Source organism: Nocardiopsis alba (assembly GCF_000710955.1).
GTDB classification, from domain to species: domain Bacteria; phylum Actinomycetota; class Actinomycetes; order Streptosporangiales; family Streptosporangiaceae; genus Nocardiopsis; species Nocardiopsis alba.
On record NZ_BAZE01000004.1, the window covers coordinates 179,887 to 198,025 of the forward strand.

Genomic DNA, 18,139 nt, shown 5'->3' on the forward strand with positions numbered 1-18,139 from the left:
GGGTCAGCTGCAGCAGCAGCACGGGCAGCAGCTACAGCAGCTGCAGCAACCTCCCCCGCCCGAGGCGCCGATCTCCATCATGGCCAGCGTGGAACCGAGCGACTCGATACCACCGGGCTGGTTGGCGCCGAACCCGAGGACACCCTCGTCGGTGGTGCTGAACTCCTCGACCGGCAGATCTCCGAGACTGTTGGACAGGTGGGTCTCGATCGACATGAGAACCTCTTCCCTCCCACGTGCGTTGCACGTCGGAACCGGGGAAACATGGGTGTCGCCATCATCGCCGGAGTCACTTACACCCCACCTACAGGGCACTTGCACCTTGTGAGCGCCTTCTTCGAATTCCTCCCGACCTCGCGGACAACGTTCCGAGGAGGGGGTCGAAAGACGACGTCGGCGGGCCGACCGGGCTCACACCCGACCGACCCGCCGACCGCACCGCCGAGACCCGCGAGAGGCCTCGAAGGCGCCGTTCTAGCTGCAGCAGCAGCACGGGCAGCAGCTACAGCAGCTACAGCACTCGCCGCCGCCCGAGGCGCCGATCTCCATCATGGCCAGCGTGGAACCGAGCGACTCGATACCACCGGGCTGGTTGACACCGAAGCCGACGACGCCCTCGCTACTGGTGCTGAACTCCTCCACCGGCAGATCTCCGAGACTGCCGGAGAGGGGGCCGGTCTCGATCGACATGAGAACCTCTTCCCTCCCACGTGGACGACACGTGGGGATCGGGGAACATGGGCGTGGCCATCATCGCCGGAGCCGGTTACACACCGCCTACCATCCGGTTGCTCTCCTGGCGGAGCCGGGGGTGACGACCCGAACGCGAACGGTGATCGCGTTTCGGAGGGCGCGGGCGACGACGAACGACGGCGGCCGAGGAGACCCGGCTCCCCTGTCGATCGGATCACCGGGTCAGGAGCAGCAGCAGCACGGGCAGCAGCTGCAGCAGCTGCAGCAGCCACCGCCGCTACCGGAGGCGCCGATCTCCATCATGGCCAGCGTGGAACCGAGCGACTCGATACCACCGGGCTGGTTGGCACCGAAGCCGAGGACACCCTCGTCGGTGGTGCTGAACTCCTCGACCGGCAGATCTCCGAGACTGTTGGACAGGTGGGTCTCGATCGACATGAGAACCTCTTCCCTCCCTCGTGCGAACACGTAGGGGTCGGGGGAATATGGGCGTCGCCATCATCGCCGGATCGACTTACACGGCACCTACACCGTGGTTGCGCGGGAGGAAGACGGGGCCGGAGGACCCCTGCCCAAGGGGAACGCCCCGCGCGGAGGACCGCTCGGGGCGTTCACGACCGGAGGAAGGTCGGTCGCGGATCCGGGTTCACCGACCCGGGGCGGACCCGTCCGTGGGGGGCATCTCCAGATCCGACTTGGTGATCTCCTCGACGTTGACGTCCTTGAACGTCACCACGCGCACGTTGCGGACGAAGCGGGCCGGGCGGTACATGTCCCAGACCCAGGCGTCCTCCATCACGACCTCGAAGTACATCTCGCCGTTCTCGGTGGAACGGGGCTGGAGGTCGACGTGGTTGGTGAGGTAGAAGCGCCTCTCGGTCTCCACCACGTAACCGAAGAGGCCGACCACGTCGCGGTACTCGCGATAGAGCTGAAGCTCCATCTCGGCCTCGTACTTCTCCAGGTCCTCAGAACTCATCTGCGCGCTCGCTTTCGTCAGCACTCTCCGGTCGTGATGTGCCGGTTCCCCTCACGTGGAGACACCGCGATCACCCGACTTGTTCCCGCCGGGGACACGGGCCACTCGTTCGAAGAACGCCGATACGATCCAAGATCCATCATGCGTCACGAAACGCGTCTTCGGGCCCCGACGAGAGGATTTCTCCTCGACGCATCGGACGTCCTCTCCGAACGGAGACCTCGAAGCCTCCCGACGGGGCCGCGGATCACTCGGATTCGAGCTCTTCGAAGGCGGGGGGAACGCTCAGACCTCCGGCCTGGCCGAACGGCCAGATGATGACGAACGCCCGACCCACCACGTGGTCGATCGGAACGGTACCGCCGCCGGGGTTGTTCTGGTTGGAACGGGAGTCGCTGGAGATGGCCCGATGGTCGCCCATCAGCCACAGCTCGCCCTCGCCCACCTCGATCGGCCCGAACTCGGTGTGGCTCTCCACGCTGCCCGGGTAGAGGTAGGACTCCTCGTTCAGGGGCTGCCCGTTGACCAGGATCCGGTTCTGCTCGTCACAGCACTCGACCGTGTCGCCGGGCAGGCCGATGACCCGCTTGATGTACTCCTTGCCGGTGGGCGCGGCGCCCAGCTGCTGCTGCACCCAGGTGAAGGCACCGCTGACCGGGTTGGTGGGCTCGGGCACCTGGACGGTGTTGGGGTCGTCCCACGACCCGTCGCCGTCGAAGACGATGACCTCACCGCGCTCGATGTCGCGGATCTGGTAGACGACCTTGTTGACCAGCACCCGGTCCCCGACGAGCAGCGTGTTCTCCATCGACGTGGAGGGGATGTAGAACGCCTGCATCAGCCAGGTCCTGATCACGAACGCCAACACCAGGGCGATCACGATCAGGATCGGGAGTTCCTTCCAGAAGGACCCCTTCTTGGTACTGCTCTGCGAATCGCTCATCGTGGCGTCCGTCCTCTCCTCCGACTCCTCGCCACCGGCATCGGAGACACCACTGGCTCCCAGGCGCTCATGCGCCTGGGAGCCAGTGTCGGAGCCATGCTCCTCCGGGCCGGACCGGACGGAATCCTCGTCCTGGACCCCGTCCGCGCCGAGGCCCTTCTCGTCTTTGCTCATCGGCCGAAAGCCTATCCTGCCTCCTCGCCGAACGGCGTGGTTCCGGCCGGATACGGCTACGGGAGCGAAGACTACTTGGCGGCGGGCTCGCGACGCTCGCGGATGCGGGCGGCCTTGCCGCGCAGGTCACGCAGGTAGTACAGCTTGGCGCGACGCACGCGACCGCGGGCGGCGACCTCGTACTTCTCGATGGCGGGGGTGTGGATCGGGAAGGTACGCTCCACGCCCACGCCGTAGCTGACCTTGCGGATGGTGAAGGTCTCACGGTTGCCGGCGCCCTGACGGCGGATGACAACACCCTTGAAGACCTGGACACGGGTACGGCTGCCCTCGGTCACGCGGACGTGAACGTTGAGGGTGTCACCCGGGCGGAACTCGGGGACGTCGGTGCGAAGCTGAGCCTTCTCAAGCTCCTGAATGGCGGTGTGCATCTCGCGAATCCTCATCGGTAGCGCGCCGCGTCCTGCCCCCCGGCCGCTCCGGGGAGGGGTTTCACGGGCGGGACCCCTTCGGGTCCGAACAGTGGAACCACCCGGTGACCGACACAGAGGCCGACGTCGTACCGCCGGCATGCGGATGCCTCAGGGTCACCGAGGGGGAACCCACCCAGTCTGCCACATCCGGCGGGACCGCTCGAACGGCCCGCCACGTGCTCTTGCGAACACCGCTCAGCCCTGACGGGCGCCTTCGTTCGGCTCGGAGGAGGGCCGCTCGGCCTCCTCCGCGAGCACCTCGCGGTCACGACGGTCCAGCCCTTCGTCCGGGGTCGCCGCGATCAGGTCGGGACGGTTGCGCGCGGTCTTGCGCAATGCCTGGTCCCGACGCCAGCGATCCACGGCGCCGTGGTTGCCGGACAGCAGCACCGGCGGGACCTCCAGTCCGCGCCAGGCCACGGGCTTGGTGTAGACCGGCCCCTCCACCAGGTGCTCCATGCCCCCGGAGGCGAAGGAGTCCTGCACGTGGGACTCGCGGTTGCCGAGCACCCCGGGCAGCAGCCGGGTGATCGCCTCCACCATGACCAGCGTGGCGGACTCTCCCCCGTTGAGGACGTAGTCGCCGATGCTGATCTCCTCGACCGGCATGCGCTCGGCCGCGTCCGCCGCGACCCGGGAGTCGATCCCCTCGTAGCGACCGCATCCGAAGACCAGGTGTTCCTCACCGGCCAGACGTTCGGCGTCGGCCTGGGTGAAGGGACGGCCGCTGGGGGTGGGGAGGATCAGCCGCGCGGGCCGGTCCGCGACGACCTCGTCGAGCGCCTCGCCCCACGGCTCGGGCTTCATCACCATGCCGGGACCGCCGCCGTACGGGGTGTCGTCGACGGTGTTGTGCCGGTCGTGGGTCCAGGAGCGCAGGTCGTGGACGCGCACGTCGAGCAGGCCCGCCGTACAGGCCTTGCCGATCAGGGACAGGTCCAAGGGGGCGAAGTAGTCGGGGAAGATGCTGATGATGTCGATGCGCACGGCGTACTCGTTCGGTCAGTCGGTGCTCTGGAGGTCGAGCAGTCCGGGCGGCGGGTCCAGGGTGAGGCGTCCCGCGGCGACGTCCACCTCGGGGACCAGCGCGGCGACGAAGGGCACCAGGACCTCGTGTCCGGCCTCGGCGGTGATCACCAGCACGTCCTGGGCGTGGTGGAGGACGTCGTCGATCCGACCCACCGTCTCTCCGTCGGTGGTGACCGCGGTCAGGCCGATGAGCTCGTGGTCGTGGAACTCGTCCGGATCGTCCAGGGGGGCGATGTCCTCGGAGTCCACCAGGAGCGTGGTGCCGCGCAGCGCCTCCGCGGCGTCGCGGTCGGCCATGCCCTTGAAGCGGACGAGCAGCCTGCCGCTGTGCCGCCGGATCGAGGCGATGGTCAGCGGTCCGACGGAGGCCGGGTCGGTGTGGAGGACGGCGCCCTCGGAGAACCGGGCGTCGGGGTCGTCGGTGCGCACGTCGACGGCGACGTCGCCGCGGATACCGTGCGCTCGGCCGATCCGGCCCACCACGAGTCGCATGAATGTCTTCCTTAGATCGTTCCGGCCCCGGGCCGGTCCCGGGGAACGTCGTGCCCGGGCACCGACGGGTGCCCGGGCACGACTGCGGGGCGCCGACCATCCCGGTCGGCGCCCCTAGAGGCGGGTCAGCGCACTTCGTGCAGGTCCAGCAGGTCCACGCGAACGTAGCGACCACCTGCGAGCGAACCGACGACGGTCCGCAGCGCCTTGGCGGTGCGGCCGTTACGGCCGATCACCTTGCCGAGATCGTCCGGGTGGACCCGGACCTCGAGGACCTTGCCCTTGCGGAGCCGCTTGGCTCTCACCTGGACGTCCTCGGAGTTCGCGACGATCCCCTTCACGAGGTGCTCAAGCGCCTCTTCCAGCACGATCAGGCCTCGCCCTCGGACTTCTTCTCGGCCTCGGCGTTCTCAGCGGGCTTGTCGTCCGCCTTCTCCGCCTTCTTCTCGGCCTTCTTGGTCTTCTTCTCCTGGCCGGGGAGCACGAGCTCCTTCAGCGCGGCCTGGAAGGCGGCGTCGGCGGCCTCGGGGTCCTTCGCCTCGGCGACCTGAAGCGGGGCCGGCGCGGCCAGACCCTTGAACTTCTGCCAGTCACCGGTCTTGCGCAGGAGGACCTTCACCGCGTCGGAGGGCTGGGCGCCCACGGACAGCCAGTACTGGACCCGCTCGGAGTCGACCTCGATGAGGCTCGGGTGCTCCTTGGGGTGGTACTTGCCGATCTCCTCGATCGCCTTGCCGTCACGCTTGTTGCGGGCGTCGGCGACGATGACACGGTACTGGGGCGTACGGATCTTGCCCATACGCTTGAGCTTCAGTTTGACAGCCACTGGAGTGGTCTTCTCCCGATTAACGGTGTTAGGCGCCTGACGGCGGACCACGTGGGGTTGTGGAACCCGTCGAGGCATGACGTGGGCGACGGGCTAGTTAGAGGGCTGGACCGCCACCGTTAGTCGACTTCTCATTGTGCCAGACGCCGACGTGTTACTTGGACAGGACACCGGCACGAGTCCCGCCGCGTCCACCGGTCGTCCTCACGAACACGGCCCGCCCCGGGATCCGGGGCGGGCCATGACACTCGTCACCGACCGTTCGGTCGCGTTCGTCCTACTTGTCCTTGCCGAACTTGAAGTTCGACAGGTCCGGCATGTTGGGGCCGCCGAAACCGGGCGGAAGGGTGGGCTGCTGACCGCCGCCCAGGCCCGGAGGGAGCTGCGGGGTCTCCTGGGGCCCCTCCTCCTGACGCCGCCGGCGCTCGGCCTCGCGTTCGGCCTCCTGCTGACGGGCCTTCATCGGGTTGCCGCTGCGCTGCTTGCCCTTCTTGACCTTCTTCGCCTTCTTGGCCTTCTTACCGCCGCCCATGCCCGGCATCCCGGGCATCCCCGGCATGCCGCCGCCGTTCTTCATCTTGCGCATCATCTTCTGCGCCTCGAAGAAACGGGTGACCAGACCGTTGACGTCGCCGACCTGGGTACCGGAACCGTTCGCGATACGCAGTCGACGCGAACCGTTGATCATCTTGGGGTTGGCGCGTTCGGCCGGGGTCATCGACTGGATGATCGCCTGGATGCGGTCCAGGGACTTGTCGTCGATGTTGTCGATCTGGTCGCGCATCTGGCCCATGCCCGGCATCATGCCGAGCAGGTTGCCGATGGGCCCGAGCTTGCGGACCATCATCATCTGCTGGAGGAAGTCGTCCAGCGTGAAGTCCTCGTCCGAGGCCATGGTCGAGGCCATCTTCTCGACCTCGGCCTCGTCGAACGTGCGCTGCGCCTGTTCGATGAGGGTGAGGACGTCGCCCATGTCCAGGATGCGCGAGGCCATCCGGTCCGGGTGGAAGAGGTCGAAGTCCTCGAGCTTCTCGCCGGTGGAGGCGAACATGATCGGGCGACCGGTGAGGTGCCTGATCGACAGGGCCGCGCCGCCTCGGGCGTCGCCGTCGAGCTTGGTGAGCGCCACCGCGTCGTAGCCGACGCCGTCGAGGAAGGCCTGGGCGGTGTTGACCGCGTCCTGACCGATCATCGCGTCGACGACGAAGACGATCTCGTCCGGCCGCACCGCGTCACGGATGTCCGCGGCCTGTCGCATCATCTCGGTGTCCACACCGAGACGACCGGCGGTGTCGATGATGACGACGTTGTGGTTGTTGCGACGGGCGTGCTCGATCGACTCGCGGGCCACCTCGACCGGGTCGCCGACACCGTTGCCCGGCTCGGGGGCGAACACCGGGGTGCCCGCGCGCTCACCGACCACCTGGAGCTGGGTGACCGCGTTGGGCCGCTGGAGGTCGGCGGCGACCAGCAACGGTGTGTTGCGGTCCGCCGAGAGCCACTTGGCCAGCTTGCCGGCCAGGGTCGTCTTACCCGCGCCCTGGAGACCCGCGAGCATGATCACGGTGGGCGGGTTCTTCGCGAACCGGATCTGGCGGGTCTCGCCACCGAGGACCTCGACGAGTTCCTCGTTGACGATCTTGATGACCTGCTGGGCGGGGTTGAGGGCCTTGGAGACCTCCTCACCGCGGGCGCGCTCCTTGATCCGCGCGATGAAGTCGCGGACCACCGGCAGCGCGACGTCCGCCTCCAGCAGCGCGAGACGGATCTCGCGCGCGGTCGCGTTGATGTCCTCCTCGGACAGGCGACCCTTGCCGCGCAGCGAGGAGAAGACCGATGTCAGCCGGTCGGAAAGCGTCTCGAACACGAGTCAGGCCAGTCCTTCGTCTCGGGATTGCTCATCTAGACTACCCGCCCGCTCCTCCCCGGCGTCACCTCCGTCGTCGTCCGCGTCCTCGAACGACGACGCGGGGCGCGCGAGGCCCTCGGCTCCGCACGCCCCGCGTTCCGGGACACCCTGGGATCACTCTCCCCCGTCGGCCCCCTCGGCACCGTCCTCGGTGCCCTCGGTCTGCTCGGTGGTCGCGCCGTCCTCGGCGCCCTCACCGTCCTCGGTGGCCTCCGCGTCACCGGACAGCGTGGCCTCCTTCTGCTCCACCAGGGCGGCGAGCATCTCCTCCTGCTGGGAGGAGGTCAGGCCGCGGGTGGACAGGACCGCGTCGGCGTCGATGTTGTAGTCCTCGGGGTCGGAGCTGGTGACGTTGTAGTCGATGCCGCACGACAGGTCGAGGGTGCCACCGGCCTCCAGGGAACCGGACTCGGAGCACTCCTGGGTACCGAGCTCGTCGTTGCTGAAGGTCACGTCCATCCGGATCAGGACGGTGCCGCTGCTGTTGGACCCGGCGTCGTAGACGGTGCCGGACCAGGTGCAGCTCGGACCCTCGTCACAGTTCAGGCTGCCCGTGTCCGCCTGCCAGGCGGCCTCCACGCGCGCGTCCCGGGAGTTCGTCAGCTCCTCCTCGGCCGCGGTGGTCAGACCGGAGTAGAGCTCCTCGACGGCGGCCTCGTCGGCCTCGGCGAGGTCCAGCCGGACCTGGGGACCGTTCTCGGCGCCCTCGGGGACCAGTTCCTCGATGGCGATGCGCACGAGCCGGTTGGTCTCGGCGTCGACCCAGACCTGGTTGCGCTCGCCCGCCAGATCGATCCGGTAGACGCGGGTGCCGTCGAGGTCCTCCTCCACCGCGTTGTCGTCGTCCAGCTCCATACCGCCGAGGATCTCGGCGAGCGCCGGCGGCGCGAGGGTGCTGGAGGGGTTGATGCCCGCCTGCCCGGTGGTGGCCCGGACCCAGTTGCCCTCGAAGTCGTCGCTGTCGGGGCCGAAGACGTTCCGGTCGAGCCAGAACTCCTCGTCGGCGCGCAGGAACAGCTTGCCGTCGGCGACCGCCACCTCGGCGTTCGCGCCGTTGACCTGGAAGGTCCCCTGTGCCGCGCCGCCGTCGGCGACGGTGAGGGTGGTCTCCTGGACGTCGGCGCCGACACTGCCGGCGATCTGCCCGGTGGCGACCAGGGCCGGGTAGCCGGCGAGGTCCGCCAGGGCCTCCTCCAGCAAGGGGGCCGCGTCGACCGGAGCGGCGGTCTCGGAGGCGGGCTCCTCCGTCTCCTCGCCGTCCCCGAGGGAGCATCCGGCCAGGCCCAGCACGGCGATCGTGCCCATCGCGGCGAAGGCGAACCGTCCGCCTCTTCGCCCCCTGGTGTGAGTAACCGGCGCCATCTTGCCTCCTGCCCCCTACGAACGCGGGGTGCTGATACGAATCGGCGTGAAGTGGGTCGTCGGAGAGGGATCGGCTCCTGACGGCCGCCCTCCGCTCTCCGGTACGGGGTGCGGGTGCGTGTCCCCTCCGGTTCGCACCGGACGGGGAGGGTGGACTCGAGGTCACCCGTCGATGGTCCGCCGCCCTCACGGGGTCGGACCGCCGCACCGCTCCGAAAGGGTACCGAACCGCGACATGGGCCACCGCCGAGAACGCTCGGCGATCATGTGCGCATATCCGACGCCCAGGATGAGAACTGTACTTCCAGCGGAAGAGTGACCTGTCCATCACGCCCGAGGACGCCCGCGCTCCCGCGGACGCCCGATTCCACACCCCGGTGAAAGCGGAAGGGGCCGACGGGTGTCCCCCGCCGGCCCCTTCTCACCTCAGCGCGTCGATGGTCCGGAGGCGTCGACCTCGACGTTGAGATCGCTCCCTCCGCCCCGCGATGAGGCCTTCTCCCCGCCCGGAGGCATCGACGGGGAGAGGGTCCGGTCCTTCGTCGCCTCGAACTCGTCGAAGGAGTAGGCCGACTCGGAGTGCAGCTCGTGGTCGAGGCCGTTGGTCTCGATCTCCTCGGGGAGACGGAACCCGATGATGAGGTCGATCACCTTCGCGATCAGCCAGGTGACGGCGAAGGAGTAGAGGAGGACACCGACGATGGAGACGGCCTGCGCGGCCAGAAGGCCGGGACCCCCGCCGTCGAGGATCCCGCCGCCCTCGCCGCCGGGCACCGCGGAGGAGGCGACCAGCCCCAGGGCGAGGCAACCGACGATGCCGCCCACCAGGTGGATACCGACCACGTCGAGGGCGTCGTCGTATCCGAACCTGAACTTCCAGCCGATCGCGTAGGCGCACAGGGAGCCGGCCAGGGCTCCGACGACGATCGCGCCGACCGGGGTGACGTCGGCCGCGGCCGGGGTGATGGCGACCAGGCCGGAGATCGCGCCGGAGGCCAGACCCAGGGCGCTGATCCTCCCCGAGCGGAGGCGTTCGACCAACATCCAGGCGACCATGGCCGCGGCCGTGGCGACCTGGGTGTTGACCAGGGCCAGTGCGGCCTGCTCGTCGGCCGCGTAGGCGGAACCGCCGTTGAACCCGAACCAGCCGAACCACAGGAGGGCGACGCCCAGCAGGACGAAGGGCATGTTGTGGGGTCGGGTCCCCTCGGAGCCGAAGCCCTTGCGCCGGCCGAGGACGATGACCAGGGCCAGCGCGGCCGCCCCGGCGTTGATGTGGACGGCGGTGCCGCCTGCGAAGTCGATGACCTCGGGCAGCCCCGTGTACTCGTGCAGCGAGGAGATCCAGCCGCCGCCCCAGACCCAGTGGGCGACGGGGAAGTAGACCGCCAGGGCCCAGACCGGAACGAAGAGGAGCCAGGCCCCGAACTTGGCGCGGTCGGCGATGGCCCCACTGATCAGGGCCACGGTGATGACCGCGAACATCAGCTGGAAGCCGGCGTCCACCAGGAGGGGGTATCCGCCCTCCGGGTCGACGCCGGTGACGAGGTCGGCGAGGCCGACGTGGTCGAGTCCGCCGATGAACAGGTCGAGGGCTCCCCTGCCGGGGGCGTAGGTCAGGGAGTGACCGACCAGCACCCACAGGACGCTGACGAGGGCGATGCTGCTGAAGCTCATGAGCATCATGTTGAGGACGCTCTTGGCCCGCGCCATGCCTCCGTAGAAGAAGGCCAGCCCCGGGGTCATGAGCATCACCAGCGCGGCGCTCATCAACAGCCACGCGGTGTTTCCCGTGTCGATCATCTGTCGCCTCCAAAGGACGTCTCGCGAAGGCGGTGTTCGACGAGCGCACCGTCGAGCCCGGTCGTGTCCACCACGGCGACCACTGTCCGACCCCGGTGTTTCCCGACCGAGCCGGCCGTGTTGCGCGAACGTGAAAGAGCCGGGCGTGGTGTTACGAAGACGTGAACGCCCGGACCGCACACGCGAAGACGGCCGGGCGCCCCGTTCGGGGTGCCCGGCCGTCGTGCCCGGTGGCGGCCTCGGCTCAGCCGAGGATGGCGTCCACGAAGACCTCCGGGTCGAAGGGCGCCAGGTCGTCCGGGCCCTCGCCGAGACCGACGAGCTTGACCGGGACGCCCAGCTCCCGCTGGACCTGGACGATGATGCCGCCCTTGGCGGTGCCGTCGAGCTTGGTCAACGCGATGCCGGTGACGTTGACGACCTCGGCGAAGACCCTCGCCTGGCGCAGGCCGTTCTGGCCGGTGGTGGCGTCAAGGACGAGGAGGACCTCGTCGACCTGGGACTTCTTCTCCACCACACGCTTGACCTTGCCGAGCTCGTCCATGAGCCCGGTCTTGGTGTGCAGACGGCCCGCCGTGTCGATGATGACGGTGTCGGCACCGTCCTCCACACCGCGCGCCACGGCGTCGAAGGCCACGCTGGCGGGGTCGGCCCCCTCCTCCTTGCGCACGACCGGAGCGCCCACCCGGGAGCCCCAGGTCTGGAGCTGTTCGCTCGCGGCGGCACGGAAGGTGTCGGCCGCGCCGAGGACCACGCTGTGGCCGTCGCCGACCAGGACGCGGGCGAGCTTGCCGGAGGTCGTGGTCTTGCCGGTGCCGTTGACGCCGACGACCATGATCACGGCGGGACGGTCGCCGAGCGGTCCGGTGCGCACGGCGCGGTCGGTGTCGGATCCGATCTGCGCGAGGAGCTCCTCGCGCAGCAGGGCGCGCACGTCGTCGGTGTCCCGGGTGCCGAGCACCTTGACCCTGGTGCGCAGGTTCTCGACGATCTGGGTGGCCGAGGTGACACCGATGTCCGCGGTGATCAGCGTGTCCTCGATCTCCTCCCAGGCGTCCTCGTCGAGGTTCTTGGCGGAGAGCAGGTTGAGCAGCCCCTGACCGAGGGAGCTCTGGGAACGGGCCAGACGCGCCCGTAGGCGGACCATGCGTCCGGCGGACGGCGGCGGGGTCTCGATCTCGGGTTCGGCCGGTTCGACCGGGGACGCGGGAAGGGGCTCCTCCACGGGAGGGGCCTGGGCCGGAGGCGTGACGACGGTCCCCGGATCCCGTTCCCGGTCCTCCTCCGGCGCGGCCGTCCCGGTCTTCTCGACGACCTCCGGCTTGGCCTCCTCCTTGCCCGGCGTGACCGAGCGTCGGGCCTTGACCAGGAAGAACCCGCCGACCACCAGAAGGGCGACGACGACGATGATGCTTACGAGCAAGGTGTAGTCCATAGCGGGACCAGTCTCCCAGAGTGTTCGACGCCTTCGCATCACACGGTGGTGACGCGCGGGCCGCGATCGGCCTCGTCAGAGCCCGCTCAGGTGCCTCTATGACGTGTGGTGCGCAGGATGAGCACGAAGAAGGGCGCGCCGAGAAAGGCGGTCACCACGCCGATCGGCAGCTCCGCGGGGGCGACCACGGTACGGGCGACGATGTCGACGGTGACCATGAAGGCGGCGCCGATCAGGATGGTGACGGGAAGGATCGCCCGGTAGTTCGACCCCACCAGGCGACGCACGATGTGCGGCACGACGATGCCCACGAACCCGATCAGTCCGCTCACCGAGACCGCCGCCGCGGTGGCCAGAGAGGCCGCCGCGATGACCGCGCCGCGCACGAGGGCCGGGTTGAGGCCGAGGCTGACCGCCTTGTCGTCCCCCAGCGCGAGCATGTCGAGCAGGTAGCCCGAGAGCAGGAGGACGCCCAGTCCCACCAGCGCGTAGGGGAGGATCAGGCGCACGTCGTCCCAGCCGCCGCGGCCCAGACCGCCCAACAGCCAGGCGTAGATGCGCTGAAGCTGATCCACGCCCATCTGTTGGACGAGGGTCTGCGCCGCGGACAGGAAGGAGGAGACCGCCACACCGGAGAGCACCAACGCGGCGGTGCCCCCTCCTCCGGCCGTGGCTCCGAGCAGATAGGCGGAGGCCACGCCCGCGAGGGCGCCGACGAAGGCCGCGACGGGGACGAGCGCTCGAGGGTCACCGAAGAGGTCCTGACCGAACACCATGACCATGGTGGCGCCGAGACCCGCGCCGGCCGCCGCTCCGAGCAGGAACGGATCGGCCAGGGGATTGCGGAAGACGCCCTGGTAGGCGCCTCCCGCGGTGGCCAGGAGGGCACCGACGATCGCTCCCGCCACCACTCGGGGCAGACGCAGCTCCATGAGCAGCGCCTCCTGCCGTTCGGTGAGGGGGGTCTCCACCCCGCCGAACGGCAGGAGGGAGAGCAGGTGACGGAAGACGTCGGCGGCCGTGATGGACGCCGCGCCGGCGGAGATGCCGAAGAGACCGGCCACGAACAGCGCCGCGGCGCCGCCCAGCAACCAGCCGAACGGGATTCCGAACCCCTTCACTCCTCCGCCTCTCGCCCGCCGTTCCGTTCGGTCCTACCGACCGGCGCTCTCCTTGACGGCCTCGCCGACCTCGTCGGCGAAGTCGACGACGCGCGGTCCCCAACGGGAGGAGGTGTCGGGGTCGAGCAGATGGACGGCGTCGTTCTCGACGGCGGCGACGGTGTCGAAGGCCGGGCGGTCGGCGACGGCCTCCACCGCGGCCTCGTCCCCGTAGGAGAGGAAGATCAGGTCCGGGTTCTCCTCGACCACGAACTCCGCGGAGAGCTGCGGGTAGTCGCCGCTCTCCTCGTCCGCGGCCCGATCGGCGATGTTCACCAGACCGAAGGCGGAGTAGACCTGCCCAACGAAGGTGGCGGAGGTCGCGGAGAAGAGGGTGTCGTCGAGCTCCTGGTAGAAGGTGAGCTCGGTGTCGCCCAGCTCGGCGCAGACGGACTCGACGATGCCGTTGAACTCGCTCTCGACCCGGTCGGCCTCGGCGTCGGCCTCCTCGGTGTTACCGGTGACCTCGCCGAGTACGCGGATCTGGGCGTAGACGTCCTCCATGTCGGTGGCGCCGCCCAGTACGAGGGAGGGGATGCCGACCGCGTCGAGCTGGTCCACCGAGTCCACGGCGCTGTCGGCGAGGACGACCAGGTCGGGGTCGTACTCGCTGATGGCCTCGACGCTGGGGGTGAAACCGCTGAGTTCGGTGGTGGGGGCCTCCGGCGGGAAGTCGGAGTACTCGTCGGCGGCCTCGACCAGGTCGCCCGCGCCGATGGCGAAGAGCGTCTCGGTGTTGCTCGGTGAGAGCGAGACGATGCGCTCGGGGGCCTCTTCCAGGGTGACCTCGCCGACGGCGTCGGTGACGGTCACGGGGAAGGTCCCGTCGCCGATGGGGGCGCGGTCGGCGGAGGCCTCGGGGACGCCGCACTCCGCGGACGCGGTGTCGGTCGTGGTCTCCTCCGCGCCCTCGGGCTCGGAGTCGCCGGTGCCGCAGGCGGTCAGGGCGAGCGTGACGCCCAGGAAGGCGGCGGGCAGGGCGAGGCGGGACGCGTGTCTGTGACGGGGACGGTGGTCCCGGTCACCCCACACGGCGGCGAGGGCGGGATGGGACGGGCGGGAGATCCGCACGGTGCTCCTTCGATGGACCGGGGAGGAGCACGGCCCAGGCGGGGACGGCCGGTCCTTCCCACGAGGACTGGAACGTCGGCGTCGAAGAGGCGACCTGGCTCGTCCCCGCCTGGGCGGGGCTTCACAGTTGCGGGACAGCGCCGGGTTGGCGGCCGGATGCGGCCGTGTACCGGACTTCGCTCGTTCGACACCGGTCGTGCCGTTCGGAGCGGCACAACCCCTCTACTGTACTCGGCGGTCGTTCGCGGCGAACATGGCGATCACACCCGCTTTGACCTGCGTGTCCTTCGACCTCGGCCGGGGTTTCCAATGAAACGGTCGTCCTTCCGGCCTACTTTTCGGTCGAGCACGTTCTTATTACTTGTCCAAGAAAGAGCGATCAGTCCGTTTTATTAATAGTTGTTGCAGCAGGGGAAACATAGTCCACTTCGACCCGCCATGTAGCCATATTGAGTCTTAATGAACATTGACACCCCACATCGCACACGGCAATGATCACGTTGCCATGCGCGCCGACCATCCGATTCCCCGGACACCCCTCGGCGTATCCCCCCGTGTGTGCGTCTCCATGCCCGGCGGGCCGCCGTTCCCCCACTGTCCTGAGGCGCGCACGAGAAGGGATGTGTTGACAAGGTGGTACCCCACCGCTCACGCCTGGCCTCCCTCGCCGGGTTGACACTCATGGCCGGACTGGTCGTGGCCACGCCCGCGAGCGCCGACGAGGAGGCCGGGCTCGCCCCCCTGTACCCGGCCCCCACCGCGGAGAACGGCGAACTCGCCCACCAGGTCCAGGACCTGTGGTTCATCGAACTGGAGAGCCCGCCCACCTCCGAGGGCACCTCTGCGGCCCGCGTCGAGAACGAGCACACCGAATTCCGCGCCGAGGCGGAGGAACAAGGACTCGAATACACCGAGCGCCTCTCCTTCGACGAACTGTGGAACGGTCTCTCCGTCGAAATGGACGACACCCAGGTGAGCGCCGCCCGGGAGATCTCCGGTGTGGCCGCCATCCACCCCGTGGTGCGCTACGAGATCCCCGACCTGGACGACAGCGCTCCCGAGATGGACACCGCGCTGGGCATGACCGGCGCCGACATCGTCCAGAGCGAACTCGGCATCACCGGCGAAGGCCTGCGCGTGGCCATCATGGACACCGGGGTCGACTACACTCACCCGGACCTCGGCGGCCCCGGTGAGTTCCCCACCGAGCGCGTGGTGGCCGGCCACGACTTCGTCGGCGACGACTACAACGCCGGGAACCCGAACGCCGACACCCCCGCCCCCGACGACGACCCGCAGGACTGCAACGGCCACGGCACCCACGTCGCCGGCATCGTCGGCGCCGAGGGGAAGGTCACCGGTGTGGCCCCCGACGTCGTCTTCGGCGCCTACAAGGTCTTCGGCTGCACCGGCTCCACCTCCGCCGACATCATGATCGCCGCCATGGAACAGGCTCTGGCCGACGACATGGACGTGCTCAACATGAGCGTCGGCTCGGCGCACTCCTGGCCGCAGTACCCGACCGCCATCGCCTCCGACAACCTCGTCGACGAGGGCATGGTCGTGGTCGCCTCCATCGGCAACGAGGGGGCCAGTGGCCTGTACTCGGCCGGAGCCCCCGGGCTGGGCGCCGACGTCATCGGGGTCGCCGCATACGACAACACCCACATCCGCGCCTCCGCCGCCGAGGTCACCCAGAGCGGTGAGACCGTCGCCTACATGGAGATGGGGGACGCGCCCCTGCCGCCCACCTCGGGCGAGAGCGACGAACTCGTCCACATCGGCCGAGGCTGTCTGGCCGCGGGCGACGAACTCGAAGGCGACCCCGCCGGCAAGACCGCGCTGATGGTGCGGGGCGAATGCACCTTCACCGAGAAGTACGACGCCGCCGTCGACGCCGGCGCCACCGGTGTCGTGGTCTACAACAACCTGCCCGGCATGTTCGCCGGCGGCGGCATCGTCGACCGGGGCGCCTTCTCCATCGGCGTCACCGACGAGATCGGCGCGCACCTCCTCGAACTCCTGGAGGCCGGCGACCCCGTCACCCTCACCTGGACCGGCGAAGAGGCGACCATCCCCAACCCGACCGGCGGCCTCATCAGCAGCTTCAGCTCCTACGGCCTGGCCGCCGACCTGGACCTGAAGCCGGACATCGGCGCCCCGGGCGGTCTGATCAACTCCACCTACCCGATGAACCGGGGCGGGTACGCCACCGTCAGCGGCACCTCGATGTCCGCTCCGCACGTCGCCGGCGGCGTCGCCCTCCTCCTGGAGGCGCGCCCCGACCTGGAGGCGCACCAGGTGCGCGACGTCCTCCAGAACTCGGCCGACCCGAAACGCTGGTGGGGGAACCCCGACCTCGACGCCCTGGACAACGTGCACCGTCAGGGCGCGGGCATGCTCGACGTCCCCGGGGCCGTCCTGGCCACCACATCGCTCTCCCCCGGCAAGCTCGCCCTGGGCGCCACCGAGGGGCCGGTGACCGAGACCGTCACCATCACCAACGACGGCGACGCCGAGACCACCTACGAGATCTCGCACGCGCCCGCCCTGGGCACCCACGGCGACACCTTCGAGCCGCGGTTCAACGACTCCTACGCCGAGGCCTCCTTCGACTCGACCGAGGTCACCGTGGCGGCCGGCGCCTCCGCCTCCGTCGAGGTGACCTTCACCCCGCCGGCCGACGAACTCCACCAGATGATCTACGGCGGCTACGTCGAGGTCACCGAGGTCGACGGTGAGAAGGAGACCTACCGCGTCCCCTACGCCGCCTACAACGGCGACTACCAGGCGATCGAGGCGATGACCCCGATCACCGACGGGGACGGCGTCACCCACGACCTGCCGTGGCTGACCAGGATGACCGACTGCGCGGTCCTCTCCGGGCTGGACTGCTCCGGTGACGGAGGCTCCTACGAGAACCGTGCCGACGGCGAGACCTACACCCTGGGCGTGGTCGACGGTCTGCCCGACGTCCCGTACGTGATCGCGCACTTCGACCACCACGTCACCAAGCTGGAGATGACCGTCGTCGACGAACGCACCGGCCGTCCGGTCCACCCGGACCGCAACGTGGCGGTGTCGGTCGACTACGTCAACCGCAGCGCGAACGGCACGGCCTTCTTCGCCTACCCCTGGGACGGCACCGTGACGGACCGGCATGGTCGCGTGACCGACGTCCGTGACGGCTCCTACCGGCTGGAGGCCCGGGCCCTGAAGGCGCTCGGCGACCCGGAGAACCCGGACCACTGGGAGACCTGGACCTCCCCGGTCATCACCATCGACCGAGGCTGATCCACCCACGCACGACGCGGGGCCGGCCCCCTCTGCGGAGGCCGGCCCCCTTCGTTCGTCGTGGGGGTGGGACGAGGCGGGCGTACACTGCGAGACCTGGACGCGACCACCGTCTCCCCACCTCGAAGGGACACATCGACCCATGGCCGGATTCCTCAGCCGACTCTTCGGCCCCGAACCCGAACCCGTCCGGGCGGAGCTCGACCGCGCAGGGTACGAGGAGGTCCTGGGTCTCCTGCGGAGCGGCCACAAGATCCACGCCATCAAGCGGATCCGAGAGCTCACCGGGCTGGGACTGGCCGAGGCCAAGAACCTCTCCGAGGCCATCGAGGCGGGACGATGGGCGCCCGCCCCCGCGCCGGGACGGAGCCTCGCCGACCGGGTCCGGGAACTGCTGTCCCAGGACCGTGTCGCCGGCTCGGTCGCGCTGGTCGCGAAGGAGACCGGGATGACCGAGGACGAGGCCTCCCGCTTCATCGGCTCCCTCGACCGCTAG

Annotated in this window: 18 protein-coding genes; 2 read left to right on the plus strand and 16 right to left on the minus strand. The window is 69.3% G+C overall.

From position 1 onward, the window contains the following. Positions 1 to 3: 3 nt before the first annotated feature. The 16 genes from TR33_RS09580 to TR33_RS09655 form a co-directional block, all read right to left on the minus strand. Positions 4 to 216, minus strand: coding sequence for a hypothetical protein (locus TR33_RS09580; RefSeq protein ID WP_014909974.1), 213 nt, complete (start codon positions 214 to 216; stop codon positions 4 to 6). A 258-nt stretch (positions 217 to 474) separates the two neighbouring features. After that, entirely contained in the window at positions 475 to 690 is a 216-nt protein-coding gene (locus TR33_RS09585; protein ID WP_017535508.1) for a hypothetical protein, read from the minus strand. A gap of 225 nt (positions 691 to 915) precedes the next feature. Next, positions 916 to 1,131 (minus strand): hypothetical protein, encoded by a 216-nt coding sequence (locus TR33_RS09590; protein WP_017535507.1) that lies wholly within the window; start codon positions 1,129 to 1,131, stop codon positions 916 to 918. A 208-nt stretch (positions 1,132 to 1,339) separates the two neighbouring features. Then, the gene (locus tag TR33_RS09595; protein ID WP_014908883.1) at positions 1,340 to 1,672 is read right to left on the minus strand and encodes a DUF2469 domain-containing protein; all 333 of its coding nucleotides are present in this window, start codon (positions 1,670 to 1,672) and stop codon (positions 1,340 to 1,342) included. A gap of 247 nt (positions 1,673 to 1,919) precedes the next feature. Beyond that, positions 1,920 to 2,789 carry a signal peptidase I gene (gene lepB / locus TR33_RS09600; RefSeq protein ID WP_017535506.1) on the minus strand — a complete coding sequence of 290 codons (870 nt, stop codon included), beginning with the start codon at positions 2,787 to 2,789 and terminating at the stop codon, positions 1,920 to 1,922. Between the two features lie 71 nt (positions 2,790 to 2,860). Then, on the minus strand, positions 2,861 to 3,220 hold the full coding sequence (gene rplS, locus TR33_RS09605; RefSeq protein ID WP_014908393.1) for a 50S ribosomal protein L19: 360 nt from the start codon (positions 3,218 to 3,220) through the stop codon (positions 2,861 to 2,863). Positions 3,221 to 3,457: 237 nt separating this feature from the next. Then, entirely contained in the window at positions 3,458 to 4,249 is a 792-nt protein-coding gene (trmD, locus tag TR33_RS09610; protein WP_042282767.1) for a tRNA (guanosine(37)-N1)-methyltransferase TrmD, read from the minus strand. Positions 4,250 to 4,264: 15 nt separating this feature from the next. Next, a complete protein-coding gene (gene rimM / locus TR33_RS09615) occupies positions 4,265 to 4,783 on the minus strand; it encodes a ribosome maturation factor RimM (RefSeq protein WP_014912623.1) in 519 nt (172 codons plus the stop codon). Positions 4,784 to 4,908: 125 nt separating this feature from the next. Beyond that, positions 4,909 to 5,151, minus strand: a complete 243-nt coding sequence (locus TR33_RS09620; protein ID WP_014910206.1) for an RNA-binding protein — start codon at positions 5,149 to 5,151, stop codon at positions 4,909 to 4,911. Positions 5,152 to 5,153: 2 nt separating this feature from the next. Continuing rightward, positions 5,154 to 5,609 carry a 30S ribosomal protein S16 gene (rpsP, locus tag TR33_RS09625; protein WP_014912015.1) on the minus strand — a complete coding sequence of 152 codons (456 nt, stop codon included), beginning with the start codon at positions 5,607 to 5,609 and terminating at the stop codon, positions 5,154 to 5,156. 277 nt (positions 5,610 to 5,886) lie between these two features. Next, complete coding sequence (gene ffh / locus TR33_RS09630; protein WP_014908911.1) at positions 5,887 to 7,476, minus strand: signal recognition particle protein; 1,590 nt, start codon at positions 7,474 to 7,476, stop codon at positions 5,887 to 5,889. A gap of 156 nt (positions 7,477 to 7,632) precedes the next feature. Then, on the minus strand, positions 7,633 to 8,880 hold the full coding sequence (locus TR33_RS09635; protein WP_042282770.1) for a LolA-like protein: 1,248 nt from the start codon (positions 8,878 to 8,880) through the stop codon (positions 7,633 to 7,635). 426 nt (positions 8,881 to 9,306) lie between these two features. Then, a complete protein-coding gene (locus TR33_RS09640) occupies positions 9,307 to 10,683 on the minus strand; it encodes an ammonium transporter (RefSeq protein WP_017535503.1) in 1,377 nt (458 codons plus the stop codon). A gap of 244 nt (positions 10,684 to 10,927) precedes the next feature. Continuing rightward, positions 10,928 to 12,118 (minus strand): signal recognition particle-docking protein FtsY, encoded by a 1,191-nt coding sequence (gene ftsY / locus TR33_RS09645; RefSeq protein WP_014911541.1) that lies wholly within the window; start codon positions 12,116 to 12,118, stop codon positions 10,928 to 10,930. 86 nt (positions 12,119 to 12,204) lie between these two features. Beyond that, entirely contained in the window at positions 12,205 to 13,239 is a 1,035-nt protein-coding gene (locus TR33_RS09650) for a FecCD family ABC transporter permease (RefSeq protein ID WP_014911109.1), read from the minus strand. Between the two features lie 33 nt (positions 13,240 to 13,272). Next, complete coding sequence (locus TR33_RS09655; RefSeq protein WP_378761406.1) at positions 13,273 to 14,310, minus strand: ABC transporter substrate-binding protein; 1,038 nt, start codon at positions 14,308 to 14,310, stop codon at positions 13,273 to 13,275. Positions 14,311 to 14,982: 672 nt separating this feature from the next. Between TR33_RS09655 and TR33_RS09660 the strand changes: the two genes are divergently transcribed. Continuing rightward, the gene (locus TR33_RS09660; protein ID WP_042282774.1) at positions 14,983 to 17,643 is read left to right on the plus strand and encodes a S8 family serine peptidase; all 2,661 of its coding nucleotides are present in this window, start codon (positions 14,983 to 14,985) and stop codon (positions 17,641 to 17,643) included. A gap of 142 nt (positions 17,644 to 17,785) precedes the next feature. Further along, the gene (locus tag TR33_RS09665; protein ID WP_042282776.1) at positions 17,786 to 18,139 is read left to right on the plus strand and encodes a ribosomal protein L7/L12; all 354 of its coding nucleotides are present in this window, start codon (positions 17,786 to 17,788) and stop codon (positions 18,137 to 18,139) included.